Genomic DNA, 17,221 nt, shown 5'->3' with positions numbered 1-17,221 from the left:
GTACGCCCGTACACCGGCAGGGCGCCGGAGGACACCGGCGGAGGAGGAGGACGTCATGACCCAGCACGTCCGCGACATCATGACCGGCGCGCCGGTCACCGTGGGACCGCAGACCTCCGTCGCGGAGGTGGCCCGCGTCATGCGCGACCGCGACCTCGGGGCCGTCCTGGTCACCGACGGCGACCGGCTGCGCGGAATGGTCACCGACCGCGACCTGGTGGTGCGGTCGCTCGCGACGGGCGGTGACCCCGAGGAGACCACCGTGGCCGGCGCGTGCAGCGAGGACCTGGTCACGGTGGGACCGGACGACGACCTGGACCGGGCGGTGCGGCTGATGCGCGAGCACGCCGTGCGCCGCGTCCCCGTCGTCGAGGACGGACGCCCGGTCGGCGTCGTCTCGCTGGGCGACGTCGCGATGGAGCGCGACCCGGAGTCGGCCCTCGGCGACATCAGCGTGGCCCGGCCCCACACCTGAGTCCCCAACGCCCCCGTCCGCGCGGGGGTGTTGGCCGCCGGCGTTTGCCCCGCGGCGGCCCGGGGACCCGGACGGCAGCGGATGCAGAAGGAAGATCACGTGTCGTGATCCCCGAGACGACCGGAGAACCCGGGTCCCGCCGAACGGAGACCGGCTGGGCGCGAGCCCGGCGACTGCGCGGCAGGGAGCCGCTGCGGACCTGCCTGCCCGCCGTGGACCGCGGTACGGGTTCCACCCCCTCGAACGCGGGTGCGGAGTGGAATATCGTGCGGGGCGAGGACTAGGGCCTGTTGTGAAAGTGCTGGTCACAGCCACTCGTTGATGGCTGCGACCAGCACTGTCGCTTCGTAGCGGACGGCGAGTTTGTCGTACCGAGTGGCGACGGCCCGGTGGCGCTTGAGCCGGTTGATCCCGCACTCGACCGCGTGCCGTTGCTTGTAGTCGTCTTTGTCGAACTTTGGCGGGCGCCCGCCCTGCGATCCACGCTTGAGGCGGTTGCGGACTCGGTCCGCCGGAACCGGAATGGTGGCCTTGATGCCGCGTCTGCGCAGGTAGGAGCGATTGCCGCGGGAGTCGTACGCCTTGTCGGCCCGCACTCGGTCCGGGCGCTTGCGCGGCCTGCCGGGCCCCAGCCTCGGAACCCGGACGGCTTCCAGGACCGCTTCGAACTGCGGGGAGTCGCCCCGCTGCCCGGCCGTGATCACGACGGACAAGGGCTTCTGCCCTTGCTCGACCGCGATGTGGATCTTGCTGGTCAGTCCGCCGCGGGAGCGTCCGAGGCCGTGATCGGCTGGCTCGACGAAGATCCCGCCGGGCGGCTCCTTCTGGAGGTCCCCCTTTTCGCCGCTCCGGCGGCGTACTGGTGGGCCCGGCAGACGGTGGAGTCGACGTTGACCTCCCAGGTGATCAGGCCCTTCGCGTCCGCCTCGGCCTGGAGCTTGGTGAGGATCCTCGCCCAGGTGCCGTCCCGCTGCCAGCGTCGGAACAGGTCATAGACCCGATCCCAGGGCCCGTAGCGTTCGGGCACGTCCCGCCAGGGAGCACCGGTCCGGGTCCGCCACCGTATGCCGTCTATCAGCTGCCGCCGCGTCCACACCTGCGGCCGACCCGGCTTGATGCCCGTCGGCAGCAGAGGCTCCAGCCGGGCCCACTGGCCGTTCGTCAGATCCCCACGTCCCACAGGACGTGATCATCAACGAACAAGATCTACTTCCGCAACAGACCCTAGACCCTCCCCACAGGACGACGGGAAGCGCCGGGCAGGCTCGTCGGCCGTCCCGGTGACCCACCGGTCGTCTCCCACGATTTCGCGATAACGCGAAGCATGTGATGTTCCGCACGCCGGAACGGCACTATGGTGAGTCGGATGAAGGCTCTCGTGCTGTCCGGCGGTGCCGGAACCCGGCTGAGGCCGATCACCCACACCTCGGCCAAGCAGTTGGTGCCCGTGGCCAACAAGCCCGTCCTCTTCTACGGGTTGGAGTCCCTCGCGGACGCGGGGATCACCGACGTCGGGATGATCGTGGGCGACACGGCCGCGGAGATCGAGGACGCGGTCGGCGACGGATCGAAGTTCGGCCTGCGGGTCACGTACATACCCCAGGAACAGCCCCTCGGCCTCGCGCACGCGGTGCGCGTCGCCCGCGACTGGCTCGGCGACGACGACTTCGTGATGTACCTCGGCGACAACTTCGTCGTCGGAGGCATCCGCGGCCTCGTCGAGGAGTTCCGCCGCCGCCGGCCCGACGCGCAGATCCTGCTCACCCGCGTCGCCGACCCCCGGTCCTTCGGAGTCGCCGAACTCGACCCGTCCGGACGGGTGATCGGCCTGGAGGAGAAGCCGGACGACCCCAAGAGCGACCTCGCGCTCGTCGGCGTCTACCTGTTCACCCCCGCCGTGCACGAGGCGGTGCGCGCCGTCACACCCTCCTGGCGCGGCGAACTCGAGATCACCCACGCCATCCAGCATCTGATCGACACCCACGCCGACGTGCGCTGCACCGTCATCCAGGGCTACTGGAAGGACACCGGCAACGTCGTCGACATGCTGGAGGTCAACCGCACCGTCCTCGAAGGCGTCGAACGCCGCATCGACGGCGACGTCGACGACCGGTCCGAGACCATCGGCCGGGTGGTCGTGGAGGAGGGCGCGCGGATCGTCCACTCACGCATCGTCGGTCCCGCCGTCATCGGCGCCGGAACGGTCGTCCGTGACTCCTACGTCGGACCCTTCACCTCCGTCGCGGAGAACTGCCGCATCACCGACAGCGAACTCGAGTTCTCCATCGTGCTGCGGGACTCCTCGATCGACGGCGTCGGCCGCATCGAGTCCTCGCTGATCGGCCGTCATGTCGAGGTGACCCCCGCGCCCGGCGTCCCCAGCGCCCACCGATTCGTCCTCGGCGACCACAGCAAGGTGCAGATCCATTCATGAACCTCCTCGCCACCGGTCCCGAGGCCCGCGCCGCGCCCGGCGCGCCGCCGCCGGCAGGAGACCGGCCCGCCCGCGCCGCGTGAGAGGCGCGCGTACCGCACCGAGCACCGCCCCCGTATCCGCAAGGAGAGTCCCGTCCGTGAAACGCCATGAGTTCCTGCGGGAACTGCACAAGGTCAGCGCCAACCGCAACTACCTGGAGATCGGTGTCAACGACGGCCGCAGCCTGCGCCTGTCACGCGTCCCCAGCATCGCGGTCGACCCCGCCTTCAAGGTGGTCTCGGAACTGAAGTGCGACGTCCACCTGGTGAAGGCCACCAGCGACGACTTCTTCGCCCGTGACAACCCGCTGGCCCACCTCAAGGGCGGCCGGCACCCGCTGCGCAACCTGCGCCGGGGCCGCAGCCCGATCGGCCACTGGCGGCGCACCACGCTCGACCTGTCGTTCATCGACGGCATGCACCTGTTCGAGTACGCCCTGCGCGACTTCATGAACGTCGAGAAGCACTCCGACTGGTCCAGCGTGATCGTCCTCGACGACATGCTGCCGCGCAGCGTGGACGAGGCCGCCCGGGACCGGCACACCACCGCCTGGACCGGCGACGTCTACAAGATCACCGAGGTGCTGGCGCGCCACCGGCCCGACCTCGTCACCATCCTGGTGGACACCCAGCCCACCGGCCAGCTCGTCATCTTCGGCGCGGACCCGGAGAACACGGTGCTGCACGACAAGTACGACGAGATCATGGCCGAGTACAAGGTGCCCGACCCGCAGAAGGTCCCCGAGGCGATCCTGGAGCGGGCAGGGGCTGTGCCGCCCGAGGCGCTGCTGCAGGCCGGGTTCTGGCGCGCGCTCGCCCAGGCCCGCAACCGCGGCCTGCCCCGGCGCGTGGGCTGGGAGCCCCTGCGCCGCGCCCTGGAACAGGTCGGCGTCAGCCGCTGAGCACCCGGCCTGCCGCGTGACGTGCGCGGCAGGCCCCGCACGAGGCCAGTGTGCCGGGGAGTGGACGGCCCCCGCCCGCGTGCCCGCCGCCCGGCCCGCAGGGGAAGCCCGAGGACCGCCCGCGCGGTGCGCAGGTGGAGCGCACCCCGCGCGGCACACGGCCCGGGCCGGCCCCGGCGTCCCCCTTCGCCGTCACCGCCCGCCCCGGACCAGGGCACGCGCCTTCGCGCGGGCGGCGCCGAGCACGCGCCGCACCCGGCGCGCCAGCCTCCGTACCGCACGCGGGCGCGGAACGGGCACCACCAGCACCCCGCCACCGCCCGCGCGCAGCGCGAACGGCAGACCCGTCCACCGGGGCCGAGCGGCATCGGGGTCCGGGCTCAGCGCGACCCGCCAGATCCCCCGGGGGAGCCCGGACGGCAGGGCGGCCTCCAGCAGGGACCCCGGCCGCCCGTCCGGTACGCCGGTCAGGGTGCCGGACGCGTGCAGGGTCCGGCCGGCGGCGGTGAACCGGAGCCCCACCGGGGTGCCGTCCGCGGCGTGCAGCGGGACCCGGGCGCGCAGCCGGGCCCCCGAGACGGCGACCTCGGTGCGGCGCACCCCGTCGAGCCCGAGCCGCCTGCCCTTGACGGCCGTGTCCAGCGCGAGGTTCCCGTGCGGCTCGGTCCAGTACGGCAGGACCGCCCGGTGGCCGACGACGCCCGCGGACGGCTCGGGGCGGGTGGCGCGCGGGGCGGGGCCCAGCCGGCACTCCTTGGTCCACCCGCCGAGCCTGACCCGGACCACGGCGTCCCAGACCCCGCCGCCCGGCAGGCCGGCGGGGTCCACGGTCGCGGCCGCCCGCAGCACCAGCCGGACCCGCTCGCCGTCCCCGACGGCGACGGTCTCCCGGGTGAACTCCACCGGCTGGAAGTACTGGGCGCCGCCCGCCCGTTCCCGCAGCAGCAGGTCCGCGGTGGCCTGGCCGGAGCGCGCCGCGGTCTCCGCGCCGACCCACGCCACCGCCTCCTCGACCCCCTTCGGCGAGTCGGCCAAGGGGGTGCGGACGGCGTCCGCGGGGAACGTCATCGGCTCGCCGGCGGAGGTGAACTCCGCGGTGAAGCCGATGTGCAGCGAGCCGTCCCGCCACTCCACGCCCGTGGGCGCCGCGGCCGGCGCGACACCGGCCTCCCACTCGGCGAAGGCCACCACGTCGTCGTACCGGCCGGCCTCCGCCAGCGCGGCGACCACCTGCTGCGTGGGCTGCAACCCGGCCGCGACACCCGGACCGAACCGTTCGACGACGACCTTGTGGATCTCCGCGAACAGCTCCCGGCGGTAGTCGTCCGGCAGCGCCAGCAGCCGCCGGGCCCGCAGCCGCTCCACCATCTCCACCCGCAGCCAGCGGCGGAACAGCCGGTCCCGCACCGCTCCCGGCTCGGTGTACCGCTCGACCACGTCGAGCGCCTCCCGCAGGTTCGCGAAGTACCCCACCGGGTCGAAGCGCTGGAAGCCGGCGTTGGAGGCGTCGTCGCGCCTGATGTGGTAGTAGCAGACGTAGTCGCTGAGCACGGACACGTTGTCCGCCCGCAGATACGCCTCGGTGACGAAGACGTGGTCCTCCAGCCGCCGCCGGCCCTCCGGGAAGCGCAGCCCGATGCGGTCGAGGAACGCGCGGCGGAACATCTTGTGCGGGGTGAGGCTGTCGATCAGCGGGGCGTTCCCGACGGTCGCCCGCGGGTGGTTGCGGCGGAACAGCTCCACGGGCACCCCGCGGTTCTTGCCGGCCATCTTGCCCACGACCACGTCGGCGCCGTTGGCCACGCCGTACGCGTACATCCGCTCCAGGGCCTCGTCGCCCAGGTAGTCGTCGTTGTCGACGAACATCACGTACTCGCCCCGCGCGGCGTCGATCCCCACGTTGCGCGGCTTGCCCGACCAGCCGGAGTTCTCCTGGTGGATCACCCGCATCCGGGGGTCCTCGGCGGCCAGCCGGTCGAGCCGGGCCGGGGTGCCGTCGGTGGAACCGTCGTCGACGAAGACCGCCTCGTACGCGTCGGGGGGCAGCGACTGGCGCTGCAGGGAGGCGATGCAGTCCTCGATGTAGGGACCCGGGTTGTACACGGGGACGATGACGCTGACCTTGACCGGCATCTGGCTGTACGGCCCTTCGGGTGTCCTGCGGTCGAATGGGAGGGCTTGGGATGCGCGGACCGATCGTAGTCCTCCGGCACGCGCGGTCCCCTCCGCGCCCCGCCGAACGGCCTGCCCCGGGCGCCACTTGGGGCGCGGCCCGGGGCGCGCCGCGCCGCCGGGAGGCCGCACGCACCCCTAGGCTGCGGTGCGTGCGCCTGCTGCTGATGTCCGACACCCACCTGCCGAAGCGTGCCGCACGGCTGCCCGCACCGCTGCTGGACGAGATCCCTCGTGCGGACGTCGTGTTCCACGCCGGGGACTGGGTCGACACCGCCACCCTCGATCTCCTGGAGAGCCGCAGCCGCCGGCTCGTCGCCGTGTACGGCAACAACGACGGGCCCGAGCTGCGCGCCCGGCTGCCGGAGATCGCCCACGCGGACCTCGGCGGGCTGCGCTTCGGCGTGATCCACGAGACGGGGCCGGCGAAGGGCCGGGAGACCCGGTGCGCCGCGCGCTTCCCCGACCTCGACGTGCTGGTGTTCGGGCACAGCCACATCCCGTGGGACACCACCGCTCCCACGGGACTCCGCCTGCTCAACCCGGGCTCGCCCACGGACCGCCGCCGCCAGCCCCACTGCACCTACATGACCGCGACGGTCACCGGGGCGCGGCTCACCGGGGTGGAACTCCACCGGCTTCCGCCGCGCTGACGGTCCGGGCCGCTTCGTGTCGGTGGAAGCGGCCCGGGCGCTGCGAGTAGATGCGCTTTCACGGACCTCCTTCCCACGATCGGAGGTGATACCGGGCGACTACCCACCCCGGCCGCATGCACACACCCGTTCGTCCGGGCGTTCCCGAGGCCGCGGGTGGACCGCTCCCCGCGCCATGGGCGGCGGGGCGCTCCCGGCGGCCACGGACACGGCCACCTCCCCGGGCGTACGGGCGCCCGGACCACGGCCGACCGGTGAGCGCGCCCGGGACGGCTCCCGCCGGGCTCACCCGCCGGACGGGCCGCTCCAGCCGGCCTCCACGTGACCGAGGCGCACCCGCTGGGGGTGGTCCCCGACGGGTACGGAGACGGTCTTCTCGCCGGTCGCGAAGTCGATCGCGGTGACCTGGTCGGCGCCGGACTCGGAGACCACGCAGGACTTCCCGTCACCGCTGACGGTCGCCCAGTACGGCTTGGACGCGGTGACGAGCGGGCCCTGCTCCAGGGTGGCGCGGTCGACGACCGTCGCGTAGTCGTCCATGGTGCCCGCGACGCACAGTTTGCTGCCGTCGGGCTTCATGGTGATGCCGTGGTGGCGCGAGTCGTTGACCCAGGTGGTGCGGTCGTCGCTGGTGGCCGGGTTCTTCGGCAGGGTCTTGGTGCGGGTGATCCGGTCGGTGGCGACGTCGTACTCGAAGAAGCCGTTGAAGAAGGACACCTGGAAGTACAGCTTCGACTCGTCCGGGGAGAAGGCGGCCGGGCGCACCGCGTCCGAGTGCTCCTTCAGGCCGACGGCGTCCAGCCGGTCGCGCATGTCGACCACCTTGACCTGCTCGAAGGTGGTGGCGTCCACGACCGTGATGCGGCGGTCGCCCTTCGTCCAGTCCAGCCAGGTCGCGTCGAGGGCGGTGTTCACCTCGCCGATGGCCATGTTCCAGATGTACTTGCCGTCACGGCTGAAGACGTTCTCGTGCGGCTTGTCGCCCGTCTTGAACGAGCCGGCTTCCTCACCGGTCTCGATGTCCAGGACGTGCACGGTGTTGGAGGTCGACGCCGAGACGGCGACCCGCTTGCCGTCGGGGGAGACGGCCATGTGGTCGGAGCGGTAACCGGACACGGGGAAACGCCAGTTGACCCGCCCGGTGGCGAGGTCGAGGGAGACGACGTCGGCGAAGCTCGGCCGGGAGACCACCACCGAGGTGCCGTCCGGCGTGGAGTACATGTCGTCGACGAACTGGTCGTGTCCCTCGCCGACGCTGTTGCGGATCGCCATGAAGTAGATCCAGTGGATCGGGTCGGCGTTGATCTCGGCCATCCGCTCGGCCTTGTCGGGGACGACGTCGATCCGGCCGATCCGCCCGAAGTCACCGCTGGACTCGATGACATCGGCGGTGCCGTCCCAGTTGTTGCCCACGAAGAGCACCTCGCGCAGCGCGGCGGACGCGTCCGGGGCGGGGCCGGCGGCGGTGGCCACGGCGGCGGGCGCGGTGACGGTCAGGACGAGGGCGGCGGCGAGGGTGCACAGGGGCCTGGTTCTGCGGATCGGCATGGGGGGTTCCTTAAGAATGTTGGGCGGTCCGGGAGGACTGGGTGTGGCTGATGGGGTGTTTGCCGTTGATGGCTCCCGGAGAATGGCCGCCCGGTCCTCCGGGACGCTCCGACTGCTGATTGAGAACTGCGGGCATCGCTGGTTAAGGACCTGTCGGCGGAGTGTTCCCCGGGCCACAGAAGTGCTGGTCACGGTGGAACGGAGCGACGGGCTTGAGCAGGGCTCACGCGCGGATATGGGTCGGCATCGACGCAGGCAAGGGGCATCACTGGGCGGTGGCGGTGAACGCCGACGGTGAGACACTGTTCTCGACGAAGGTGCTCAACGATGAGGCCCAGATCCTGACGCTGATCGACACGGCCCGGGAGAAGGCCGACGAGGTGCGGTGGGCGGTGGACATCTCCGGCCGTGCCTCCGCCCTGCTGCTGGCCCTGCTGATCGCGCACGGTCAGCAGGTGGTCTACGTGCCCGGTCGCACTGTCAACCGGATGACCGGCGCCTACCGCGGTGAGGGCAAGACCGACGCCAAGGACGCCCTGGTCATCGCCGACCAGGCCCGCATGCGCCGGGACTTCGCCCCGATCGGGACTCCGCCAGAGCTGGTTTCCACACTGCAGCTGCTGACCGGCTACCGGCGGGACCTGATCGCCGACCGGGTCCGGCTCATCAACCGGCTGCGCGACCTGCTGGTCGGCATCTGCCCGGCCCTGGAGCGGGCATTCGACTACTCCGCCTCCAAGGGCCCGGTCGTCATGCTCACCGAGTACCAGACCCCGGCCGCCCTGCGGCGGATCGGCGTCAAGCGGCTGACCACCTGGCTGGAACGACGCAAGGTCCGCAGCGCCGACACCGTCGCGGCCAAGGCCGTCGAGGCCGCCCAGTCCCAGACCACCGCCCTGCCCGGCGAGGCACGGGCCGCCAAGCTGGTGCGCGACCTGGCCCACCAGCTCCTGGCCCTGGACGAACGAATCAAGGACAACGACCAGGAGATCCGCGAGACCTTCCGCACCGACGACCGCGCCGAGATCATCGAGTCCCTGCCCGGCATGGGCCCGATCCTGGGTGCCGAGTTCGTCGCAATCGTCGGGGACCTCTCCGGCTACCGCGACGCCGGACGCCTGGCCTCGCACGCCGGCCTGGCGCCGGTGCCTCGCGACTCCGGCCGCCGCACCGGCAACTACCACCGGCCCAAACGCTACAACCGGCGCCTGCGCTGGCTGTTCTACATGTCCGCGCAGTCCGCGATGATGCGACCGGGACCTTCGAGGGACTACTACCTCAAGAAACGCGCCCAGGGCCTGATCCACACGCAGGCATTGCTCGCACTCGCCCGCCGACGGGTCAACGTGCTGTGGGCGATGCTGCGTGACAAGAGGCTGTTCACCTCCGTCCCGCCAGTCACGCAGGCGGCTTGACACGATCATTGAGATTCTCCTCTGCGGACGGCGTGCGGGTGAGTAGGACATGCCAAAGCAGGGAACTCGATCCGGTACACGTGTGCTTCCGGAATCAACTTACTGAAAAGTAAGGAAGCCGCGCCCACTCCACAAGGGTGCGCACACCCGAACCCGCCGTCACCGGCCACCGGCCACCGGCCACCGGCCGGAGACGCTCCTCGCCCGCCGCCCGCGTCGTCGCCTGCCGTCACGGGCGGGCGCGTCCGTGATCCTGACGCGGCGTCATGCCGCCGCGCGGGGACGCGCCCGCCCGTGACGCGGGTCTGCTGCCGGTCCTACTCGTCCCAGGCCTGGATCATCGTCTGCTCGGTGATCCTGCCGTCCCGCAGGGTGAGCATCGACTCCGAGAGGACCCGGACACCGTCCGCGTACCGACAGCTCTCGCTGTAGGCGGCCCGGTCGCCCTGGACCACGCACTCCTCGAGCTTGTGCGTCATGTCACGGCCGTAGACGTCGTCGAGCACGGCGGCGATCTCGTCCCGGCCGTGCAGGACCTTGGGGTGACTGGGCTGGGTGTTGCGGTCCACGATGCGCAGTTCCGCGTCGTCCGCGTAGAGCGACACCAGCATCGCCGACGTGTCCGCCTCTATGCCCCGGCGCAGGGTGTCGGTGCCGAAGACCGGCTGTGCCGCGGTTCCCATGATGACCTACCTCCTCCGAGGCGGCGGCCCGGTCCCTCGGCGGGCCGAGACGGCCTCACCTACGAGCGTCCTCCGGCCCGCCGGGCACGGCAAGCCAGGCCCGCCCGCCCCGCGCGGCGCTCACTCGGCCGTCGCCAGGAACTGCGTCGCCGCCAGCTCCGCGTACAGCGGGTCGGCGGTCACCAGCTCCCGGTGCGTACCGACGGCACGCACCCGGCCCGCGTCCATCACCACGATCCGGTCGGCCGTCGTCACCGTGGACAGCCGGTGCGCGACGACCAGGACCGTCGTCGTACGGGCCACATCGGCGACGGTGTCGCGCAGCGCCGCCTCGTTCACCGCGTCGAGCTGGGAGGTGGCCTCGTCGAGCAGCAGCAGCCGGGGCCGGCGCAGCAGCGCGCGGGCGATGGCCACGCGCTGCCGCTCGCCGCCCGACAGCTTGGTGCCGCGGTGCCCGACGAGGGTGCCGAGACCGTCCGGCAGCCTGGCCACCAGACCGTCGAGCCGCGTCGTCTTCAGCACCCGCGTCAGGGTCGCCTCGTCCGCCTCCGGATTGCCCAGCAGCAGGTTGTCCCGCAGGGAGCCCGACAGCACGGGCGCGTCCTGCTCCACGTAGCCGATGGCGGCCCGCAGCTGCGACAGGTCCCAGTCGGCGAGGTCCCGGCCGTCGAACGTGATCACGCCGGAGTCCGGGTCGTAGAACCGTTCGATGAGGGAGAACACGGTGGTCTTGCCGGCGCCGGACGGGCCGACGAACGCGGTCATGCCCTGCGCGGGCACGGTGAACGTCACCCCGTGGTGGATGTACGGCAGGTCGTCGGCGTACCGGAAGCGGACGTCGTCGAAGGCGAGCGCCGCCGGCGCCGTGCCCGGCTGGGGCAACGGCGCGGGGACAGTGGCCGGTTCGGCGGGCAGCCGCAGCGCCTCCTGGATCCGGGCGAGGGCCGCGCTGCCCGTCTGGTACTGCGTGATCGCGCCGACGACCTCCTGGATCGGCGACATGAGGTAGAAGACGAACAACAGGAACGCCACCAGCGTCCCGATGTCGATGGCGCCCGTCGCCACCCGCGCGCCGCCCACCGCGAGCACGGTGATGAACGCGATCTGCATCGCCAGCCCGGCCGTGTTGCCCGCCGCCGCCGACCACTTGGCGGCGCGCACGCTCTGCCGCCACGACTCCTGCGCCGCCTCGTGCAGCGTGCGCTCCTCCCGCGGCTCGGCACCCGACGCCTTCACGGTCCGCAGCGCGCCCAGCACCCGCTCCAGCGAGGCCCCCATCACACCGACCGCGTCCTGCGCCCGCCGGGAGGCCCGGTTGATGCGCGGGACGATCACACCGAGCACCGTGCCCGCGAGCGCGATCACCCCCAGGGTGACGCCGAGCAGCACCGGGTCCACGAACCCCATCAGCGCGACCGTCGCGACCAGGGTGAGCCCGCCCGTGCCGAGACCGACCAGCGAGTCGGTGGTCACCTCGCGCAGCAGCGTGGTGTCGGAGGTGATGCGCGCCATCAGGTCACCCGGCTCGCTGCGGTCCACCGCGCCGATCCGCAGCCGCAGCAGATACGACGACAGCGACCGCCGCGCCCCGAGCACCACCGACTCGGCGGTGCGCCGCAGCACGTAGGAACCCAGCCCGCCCAGCACCGCGTTGGCGATCACGAGGGCCGACATCAGCAGCAGCGCGCCGGTGATCGCCCGGTCGTCCGAGAGGTCGCCGATCAGGTCCCGGGCCACCAGCGGCAGCATCAGCCCCGTCGCGCCGGTCATCAGGGAGAGCAGGGCACCGCCCAGCAGGGCCCAGCGGTGCGGCCGTACGTACCCGAGGAGCAGCCGCCAGGCGGGCGGGCCGGATTCCTGCGCTGCGCTGCTCACGTCGCTGCTCACGTCGCTCCCTCACCGGTCGGAGCGTTCAGGCTACGTCGCCGGAGGGGGCGCGCGGCACGGTGGTCGGCGGAATGGATCATTCGAGCGTAGGGTCGAGGACGGACGGACTCCGGCCGACGAAGGGATCAGCGCGATGGCGCAGGAAGTACGCGGTGTGATCGCACCCGGCAAGGACCAGGCGGTACGGATCGAGACGATCGTCGTACCCGACCCGGGACCGGGCGAGGCGGTCGTACGGATCCAGGCGTGCGGTGTGTGCCACACCGATCTGCACTACAAGCAGGGTGGCATCAGCGACGACTTCCCCTTCCTGCTCGGCCACGAGGCCGCGGGCGTGGTCGAGTCGGTCGGCGACGGTGTCACCGACGTCGCGCCCGGTGACTTCGTGATCCTCAACTGGCGTGCGGTGTGCGGCACGTGCCGGGCCTGTCTGCGCGGACGCCCCTGGTACTGCTTCGACACCCACAACGCGCGGCAGAAGATGACCCTCACCGACGGCACCGAGCTCTCCCCGGCCCTGGGCATCGGCGCCTTCGCCGAGAAGACCCTGGTCGCCGCCGGACAGTGCACCAAGGTCGACCCGGCCGTCGCCCCCGAGGTCGCCGGGCTGCTCGGCTGCGGTGTGATGGCCGGCATCGGCGCCGCGATCAACACCGGGAACGTGGGCAGGGGCGACTCGGTCGCCGTCATCGGCTGCGGCGGCGTCGGGGACGCGGCCGTCGCCGGGTCCCGGCTCGCCGGAGCGGCGAAGATCATTGCCGTCGACATCGACGACCGCAAGCTCGAGACCGCCCGCTCCATGGGCGCCACCCACACCGTCAACTCGCGCGAGACCGACCCGGTCGAGGCGATCCGGGAGCTCACCGGCGGCTTCGGCGCCGACGTCGTCATCGAGGCCGTCGGCCGCCCCGAGACCTACCAGCAGGCCTTCTACGCCCGCGACCTGGCCGGCACCGTCGTCCTGGTCGGCGTGCCCACCCCCGAGATGAAGCTCGAACTGCCGCTGCTGGACGTCTTCGGCCGGGGCGGCTCCCTGAAGTCCTCCTGGTACGGCGACTGCCTGCCCTCCCGCGACTTCCCGATGCTGATCGACCTCCACCTCCAGGGCCGCCTGGACCTGGCGGCGTTCGTCACCGAGACGATCCGACTGGACGAGGTGGAGCAGGCGTTCGAGCGGATGCACCACGGCGACGTGCTGCGTTCGGTGGTGGTGCTGTGATGGCCGCCCGCATCGAACGACTCGTCACCTCCGGGCAGTTCAGCCTCGACGGCGGCACCTGGGACGTCGACAACAACGTGTGGATCGTCGGCGACGACCACGAGGCGATCGTCATCGACGCCGCCCACGACGCCGACGCCATCGCCGAGGCGGTGGGCGACCGGCGCCTCACCGCGATCGTGTGCACCCACGCCCACAACGACCACATCGACGCCGCGCCCGCCCTCGCGGAGCGCACCGGCGCCACCATCTGGCTGCACCACGACGACCTGCCGCTGTGGAAGCAGACCCACCCCGACCGCGACCCCGACTCCTGGCTGGTCGACGGCCAGGTGATCGAGGCGGGCGGCGCCGACCTGAGGGTGCTGCACACCCCGGGGCACGCGCCCGGCGCGGTCTGCCTGTACGACCCGGGCCTCGCCACCGTGTTCACCGGCGACACCCTGTTCCAGGGCGGCCCCGGCGCCACCGGCCGCTCCTTCTCCCACTTCCCGACGATCATCGACTCGATCCGGGAGCGGCTGCTGAGCCTGCCGCCCGGCACCAAGGTCCTCACCGGTCACGGCGACCCGACCACCATCGGCGCGGAGGCCCCGCACCTGGACGAATGGATCGCCCGCGGCCACTGAGCCGACCGCCCGACCGCCCGACCGCCCGGGTGACCGACCGCCCGGGTGACCGGCGCGGAAAGGCGACAGAAGATGTCCGGCTTACCCGTCACCCTGGAAGGGACAGCACAGAACCGGTGACGGGAGGCCGTACATGTCGGGGCAGTTGAAGGGCAGGGTCGCGCTGGTGGCCGGGGCGACCCGGGGCGCCGGACGGGGCATCGCCGTGGAGCTGGGGGCGGCGGGCGCGACCGTGTACGTCACGGGCCGTTCCACCCGCGGGCGCCGCTCCGAGTACGGCCGCCCCGAGACCGTCGAGGACACCGCCGACCTGGTCACCGGGGCGGGCGGCCGGGGCATCGCGGTGCCCACGGACCACCTGGTACCGGAGCAGGTGAAGGCGCTGGTCGACCGGATCGCCGCCGAACAGGGCCGTCTGGACGTCCTCGTCAACGACGTCTGGGGCGGCGAGCACCTCTTCGAGTGGGAGGCACCCGTCTGGGAGCACGACCTGGACAACGGGCTGCGGCTGCTCCGGCTCGCCGTGGAGACCCACGCGATCACCAGCCACCACGCCCTCCCGCTGCTGCTGCGCCACCCCGGCGGACTGGTCGTGGAGGTCACCGACGGCACCGCCGACTACAACCGCGGCACCTACCGCAACTCCTTCTTCTACGACCTCGCCAAGTCCTCCGTCCTGCGCATGGCCTTCGCCCTCGGCCACGAACTGGGGCCGCGCGGCGCCACCGCCCTCGCCCTGACACCGGGCTGGCTGCGCTCGGAGATGATGCTCGACCACTTCGGGGTGCGGGAGGAGAACTGGCGCGACGCCTTGGAGAGCGTCCCGCACTTCGCCATCTCGGAGACCCCGCGCTACGTCGGACGGGCGGTCGCCGCGCTCGCCGCCGACCCGGACGTGGCCCGCTTCAACGGCACGTCGCTGTCCAGCGGCGGCCTCGCCCGGGAGTACGGCTTCACCGACCTCGACGGCAGCCGCCCGGACGCCTGGCGCTACATCGTCGAGGTCCAGGACGCGGGCAGGCCGGCGGACACGACCGGCTACCGCTGATCCCGTCCGGCCCCTGCCGCCGTGATCGCCCCGGCCGCTACCGTCACCCCATGACGACGGACACGGGACGCTTCGCGGGGTACGGGGTTCTCATCACCGGCGCGGCACGCGGCATCGGCGCCGCCACCGCCCGGCGGTTCGCACAGGAGGGAGCCCGGGTCCTCGTGGTCGACGCGGACCCGGACGCGGCGGAGGCGACGGCGGCTGGGCTGCGGGACCGGGGCCCGGGCGCCGAGGCCTTCGCCGCGGACGTCACCGACCGGGCGTCGGTCGAGGCCGCCGTCGCCCACGCCGTGACCGCCTTCGGCTCGCTCGACGTCCTGGTCAACAACGCCGCCCACTGCACCCCGGACGCGCCCCGCTTCGAGGACGAGCCGGACGAGGAGTGGGCCCGCGACCTCGACGTCACCCTCACCGGCGCCTACCGCTGCTGCCGCGCCGCACTCCCGCACCTCGCCGCCTCCGGCCGGGGCGCCATCGTCTCGGTGGGCTCCGTCAACGGCCTCCAGGACTTCGGCAACCACGCCTACAGCGCGGCCAAGGCGGGCCTGGTCTCCCTCACCCGCACCCTCGCCGGGCACGCCGCGCCGCGCGGGGTCCGCGTGAACCTCGTGGCGCCGGGCACCGTCCGCACCCGTGCCTGGGAGGGCAGGTCCGACGACCTGGAGGCGGCCCGGCGCCTCTACCCGCTGGGCCGGGTCGGCGAACCCGAGGACATCGCGGCCGCGATCGCCTTCCTCGCCTCCCGCGACGCGTCCTGGATCACCGGCACCACCCTCGTCGTCGACGGCGGCATCACGGCCGTGAACGCCGGATTCCGGCAGGCGGTCGCGGGGCCGGGAGACGGCGGGCCGACGCCGTAGCCGGCTGGTCACCGTTCGGTCCCGGCCGGCCCGCGCGTACAACCGAACTTCCCCCTGGACCGTCTACCTGGCAGAGTGCGCAGGCCAGCGCTCACTTCCGCGGGAAAGGCAAAACGGACCATGGGGGACATACGTAGACGCACTGTCGTCGCCCTCGGGGTCACCTCGCTGGTGGCCCCGCTCACACTCGCGCTCGGCGCCACGCCGGCCCAGGCCGCGAGCTGCACCACCACGGCGGGCCCGTACCAGAAGCAGGTGGAGAAGTTCCTCGGCCGCCCGGTCGACGGCAAGCAGTCCTCCGCCGACTGCAAGGCCATCCGCGCCTTCCAGACCAAGCACGGCATCACGCCGAACATCGGGTACGCCGGCCCCGTCACCTGGGGCGTGATGAACCTGATGAACAAGCAGAAGGCCGTCGGAAAGAACCCGAACAAATCGGGCAAATGCCCGGTGAACAAGGGTCGGATCGCCTGCGTGGACCTCACGCTCCAGCTCAGCTGGATCCAGGACGGCAAGAAGCTGGTCTTCGGTCCGGTGCCGGTCCGCACCGGCCGCGACGGCTACGAGACCCGCACCGGCCTGAAGAAGATCTACTGGCGCAACATCGACCACGTCTCGACCATCTACGACGTGCCGATGCCCTACAGCCAGTTCTTCGACGGTGGCCAGGCCTTCCACTCGGCGGGGGTCAGCATGTGGAACCCGCCCGGCTCGCACGGCTGCGTCAACATGACGAAGACCGACGCCAAGAAGTACTGGTCGCTGCTGAAGAACGGCGACGACGTCTACGTGTACGGCCGCAAGCCCGGCACCTGATCCGTCCGGGCGGTCACCCGCGCGCACGCCGGCGTGCGGGTGCCTGCCGTGCCCACGGGAAGCCGGGTCCGCCGGGGTGTCCGACCTTCACGGCCGAGCCCGAGGTGCGGCCCTCCCGGCGGTGGCCGGGGTGTGAACTCGCCCACGTTGCTTGGCAGATGGACGTGATCAGCAACACTGTCGGAAATGTCCGATGAGCGTGCGATTACTCACAGCGCCTTCACCTCTCGCGCCGTATGCTTCACGGCATGTCCACCAGTGTTGAATCCTCCTCCGAGCGATCGGCTGCCGAGGTCAACGAGGAGATCCGAGCCCTGTGGCTCCGGTCGGGCGGGACACTCAGCGTCGAACAGCGCGAGGAGTACCAGCGCCTGGTCCAGGAGTGGGCGTCGGCCCTCACCCAGCCGGCCAGGGCGGCCTGACCGCCGCCGCGCGG

The 17,221-nt window shown here is 72.1% G+C and carries 17 protein-coding genes; 12 read left to right on the top strand and 5 right to left on the bottom strand.

Going from position 1 to position 17,221, the window contains the following annotated elements:
- The first annotated feature begins 55 nt into the window (after positions 1–55).
- Together FHX78_RS01570 and FHX78_RS37280 are read left to right on the top strand one after the other, a co-directional pair.
- On the top strand, positions 56–475 hold the full coding sequence (locus FHX78_RS01570) for a CBS domain-containing protein (RefSeq protein WP_145865657.1): 420 nt from the start codon (positions 56–58) through the stop codon (positions 473–475).
- Between the two features lie 104 nt (positions 476–579).
- Complete coding sequence (locus tag FHX78_RS37280) at positions 580–759, top strand: hypothetical protein (protein ID WP_145865656.1); 180 nt, start codon at positions 580–582, stop codon at positions 757–759.
- 21 nt (positions 760–780) lie between these two features.
- On the opposite strand, the gene FHX78_RS01560 is transcribed toward FHX78_RS37280, so the two are convergent.
- Positions 781–1,655, bottom strand: a protein-coding gene (locus FHX78_RS01560) for an IS5 family transposase (RefSeq protein WP_425282230.1) whose coding sequence is annotated in 2 segments (ribosomal slippage) — positions 781–1,262 and positions 1,262–1,655 — 876 coding nt in all. Because the reading frame shifts where the segments join, the coding sequence is not laid out codon by codon here.
- 186 nt (positions 1,656–1,841) lie between these two features.
- Between FHX78_RS01560 and FHX78_RS01555 the strand changes: the two genes are divergently transcribed.
- Positions 1,842–2,909 (top strand): glucose-1-phosphate thymidylyltransferase, encoded by a 1,068-nt coding sequence (locus FHX78_RS01555; protein ID WP_145865654.1) that lies wholly within the window; start codon positions 1,842–1,844, stop codon positions 2,907–2,909.
- A 139-nt stretch (positions 2,910–3,048) separates the two neighbouring features.
- A complete protein-coding gene (locus FHX78_RS01550) occupies positions 3,049–3,852 on the top strand; it encodes a class I SAM-dependent methyltransferase (protein ID WP_145865653.1) in 804 nt (267 codons plus the stop codon).
- Between the two features lie 192 nt (positions 3,853–4,044).
- Here the strand turns inward: FHX78_RS01550 and FHX78_RS01545 are convergent, their stop codons facing one another.
- On the bottom strand, positions 4,045–5,985 hold the full coding sequence (locus tag FHX78_RS01545) for a glycosyltransferase family 2 protein (protein WP_145865652.1): 1,941 nt from the start codon (positions 5,983–5,985) through the stop codon (positions 4,045–4,047).
- Between the two features lie 191 nt (positions 5,986–6,176).
- Here FHX78_RS01545 and FHX78_RS01540 point away from each other — a divergent pair, with 191 nt between their 5' ends.
- Positions 6,177–6,677: a metallophosphoesterase family protein gene (locus tag FHX78_RS01540; protein ID WP_145865651.1), complete on the top strand. Its 501-nt coding sequence runs from the start codon at positions 6,177–6,179 to the stop codon at positions 6,675–6,677.
- Between the two features lie 285 nt (positions 6,678–6,962).
- On the opposite strand, the gene FHX78_RS01535 is transcribed toward FHX78_RS01540, so the two are convergent.
- The gene (locus tag FHX78_RS01535) at positions 6,963–8,225 is read right to left on the bottom strand and encodes a YncE family protein (protein ID WP_145865650.1); all 1,263 of its coding nucleotides are present in this window, start codon (positions 8,223–8,225) and stop codon (positions 6,963–6,965) included.
- Between the two features lie 212 nt (positions 8,226–8,437).
- On the opposite strand from FHX78_RS01535, the gene FHX78_RS01530 reads away from it, so the two are divergent.
- A complete protein-coding gene (locus FHX78_RS01530; RefSeq protein ID WP_145865649.1) occupies positions 8,438–9,640 on the top strand; it encodes an IS110 family RNA-guided transposase in 1,203 nt (400 codons plus the stop codon).
- 317 nt (positions 9,641–9,957) lie between these two features.
- Here the strand turns inward: FHX78_RS01530 and FHX78_RS01525 are convergent, their stop codons facing one another.
- A complete protein-coding gene (locus tag FHX78_RS01525; RefSeq protein WP_145865648.1) occupies positions 9,958–10,323 on the bottom strand; it encodes a nuclear transport factor 2 family protein in 366 nt (121 codons plus the stop codon).
- Positions 10,324–10,443: 120 nt separating this feature from the next.
- Positions 10,444–12,198, bottom strand: a complete 1,755-nt coding sequence (locus tag FHX78_RS01520; RefSeq protein WP_145871563.1) for an ABC transporter ATP-binding protein — start codon at positions 12,196–12,198, stop codon at positions 10,444–10,446.
- 145 nt (positions 12,199–12,343) lie between these two features.
- Here FHX78_RS01520 and FHX78_RS01515 point away from each other — a divergent pair, with 145 nt between their 5' ends.
- The 6 genes from FHX78_RS01515 (at position 12,344) to FHX78_RS01490 (ending at position 17,207) form a co-directional block, all read left to right on the top strand.
- The gene (locus tag FHX78_RS01515) at positions 12,344–13,429 is read left to right on the top strand and encodes an S-(hydroxymethyl)mycothiol dehydrogenase (protein WP_145865647.1); all 1,086 of its coding nucleotides are present in this window, start codon (positions 12,344–12,346) and stop codon (positions 13,427–13,429) included.
- Positions 13,429–14,058 (top strand): MBL fold metallo-hydrolase, encoded by a 630-nt coding sequence (locus tag FHX78_RS01510; protein WP_145865646.1) that lies wholly within the window; start codon positions 13,429–13,431, stop codon positions 14,056–14,058. The genes FHX78_RS01515 and FHX78_RS01510 overlap by 1 nt, the downstream gene beginning before the upstream one ends.
- Positions 14,059–14,191: 133 nt before the next feature.
- Positions 14,192–15,106 carry an SDR family oxidoreductase gene (locus FHX78_RS01505; RefSeq protein WP_145865645.1) on the top strand — a complete coding sequence of 305 codons (915 nt, stop codon included), beginning with the start codon at positions 14,192–14,194 and terminating at the stop codon, positions 15,104–15,106.
- Positions 15,107–15,156: 50 nt separating this feature from the next.
- Positions 15,157–15,969, top strand: a complete 813-nt coding sequence (locus FHX78_RS01500; RefSeq protein WP_145865644.1) for an SDR family NAD(P)-dependent oxidoreductase — start codon at positions 15,157–15,159, stop codon at positions 15,967–15,969.
- 120 nt (positions 15,970–16,089) lie between these two features.
- On the top strand, positions 16,090–16,785 hold the full coding sequence (locus FHX78_RS01495) for a L,D-transpeptidase family protein (RefSeq protein ID WP_145865643.1): 696 nt from the start codon (positions 16,090–16,092) through the stop codon (positions 16,783–16,785).
- 236 nt (positions 16,786–17,021) lie between these two features.
- The gene (locus FHX78_RS01490; RefSeq protein ID WP_145865642.1) at positions 17,022–17,207 is read left to right on the top strand and encodes a hypothetical protein; all 186 of its coding nucleotides are present in this window, start codon (positions 17,022–17,024) and stop codon (positions 17,205–17,207) included.
- The last annotated feature ends 14 nt before the right edge of the window (positions 17,208–17,221 follow it).

The sequence above is a fragment of the Streptomyces capillispiralis genome (assembly GCF_007829875.1).
GTDB lineage: Bacteria > Actinomycetota > Actinomycetes > Streptomycetales > Streptomycetaceae > Streptomyces > Streptomyces capillispiralis.
The sequence above is the reverse complement of the archived record's forward strand: the minus strand, read 5'-3'. Positions and strand labels throughout refer to the sequence as shown.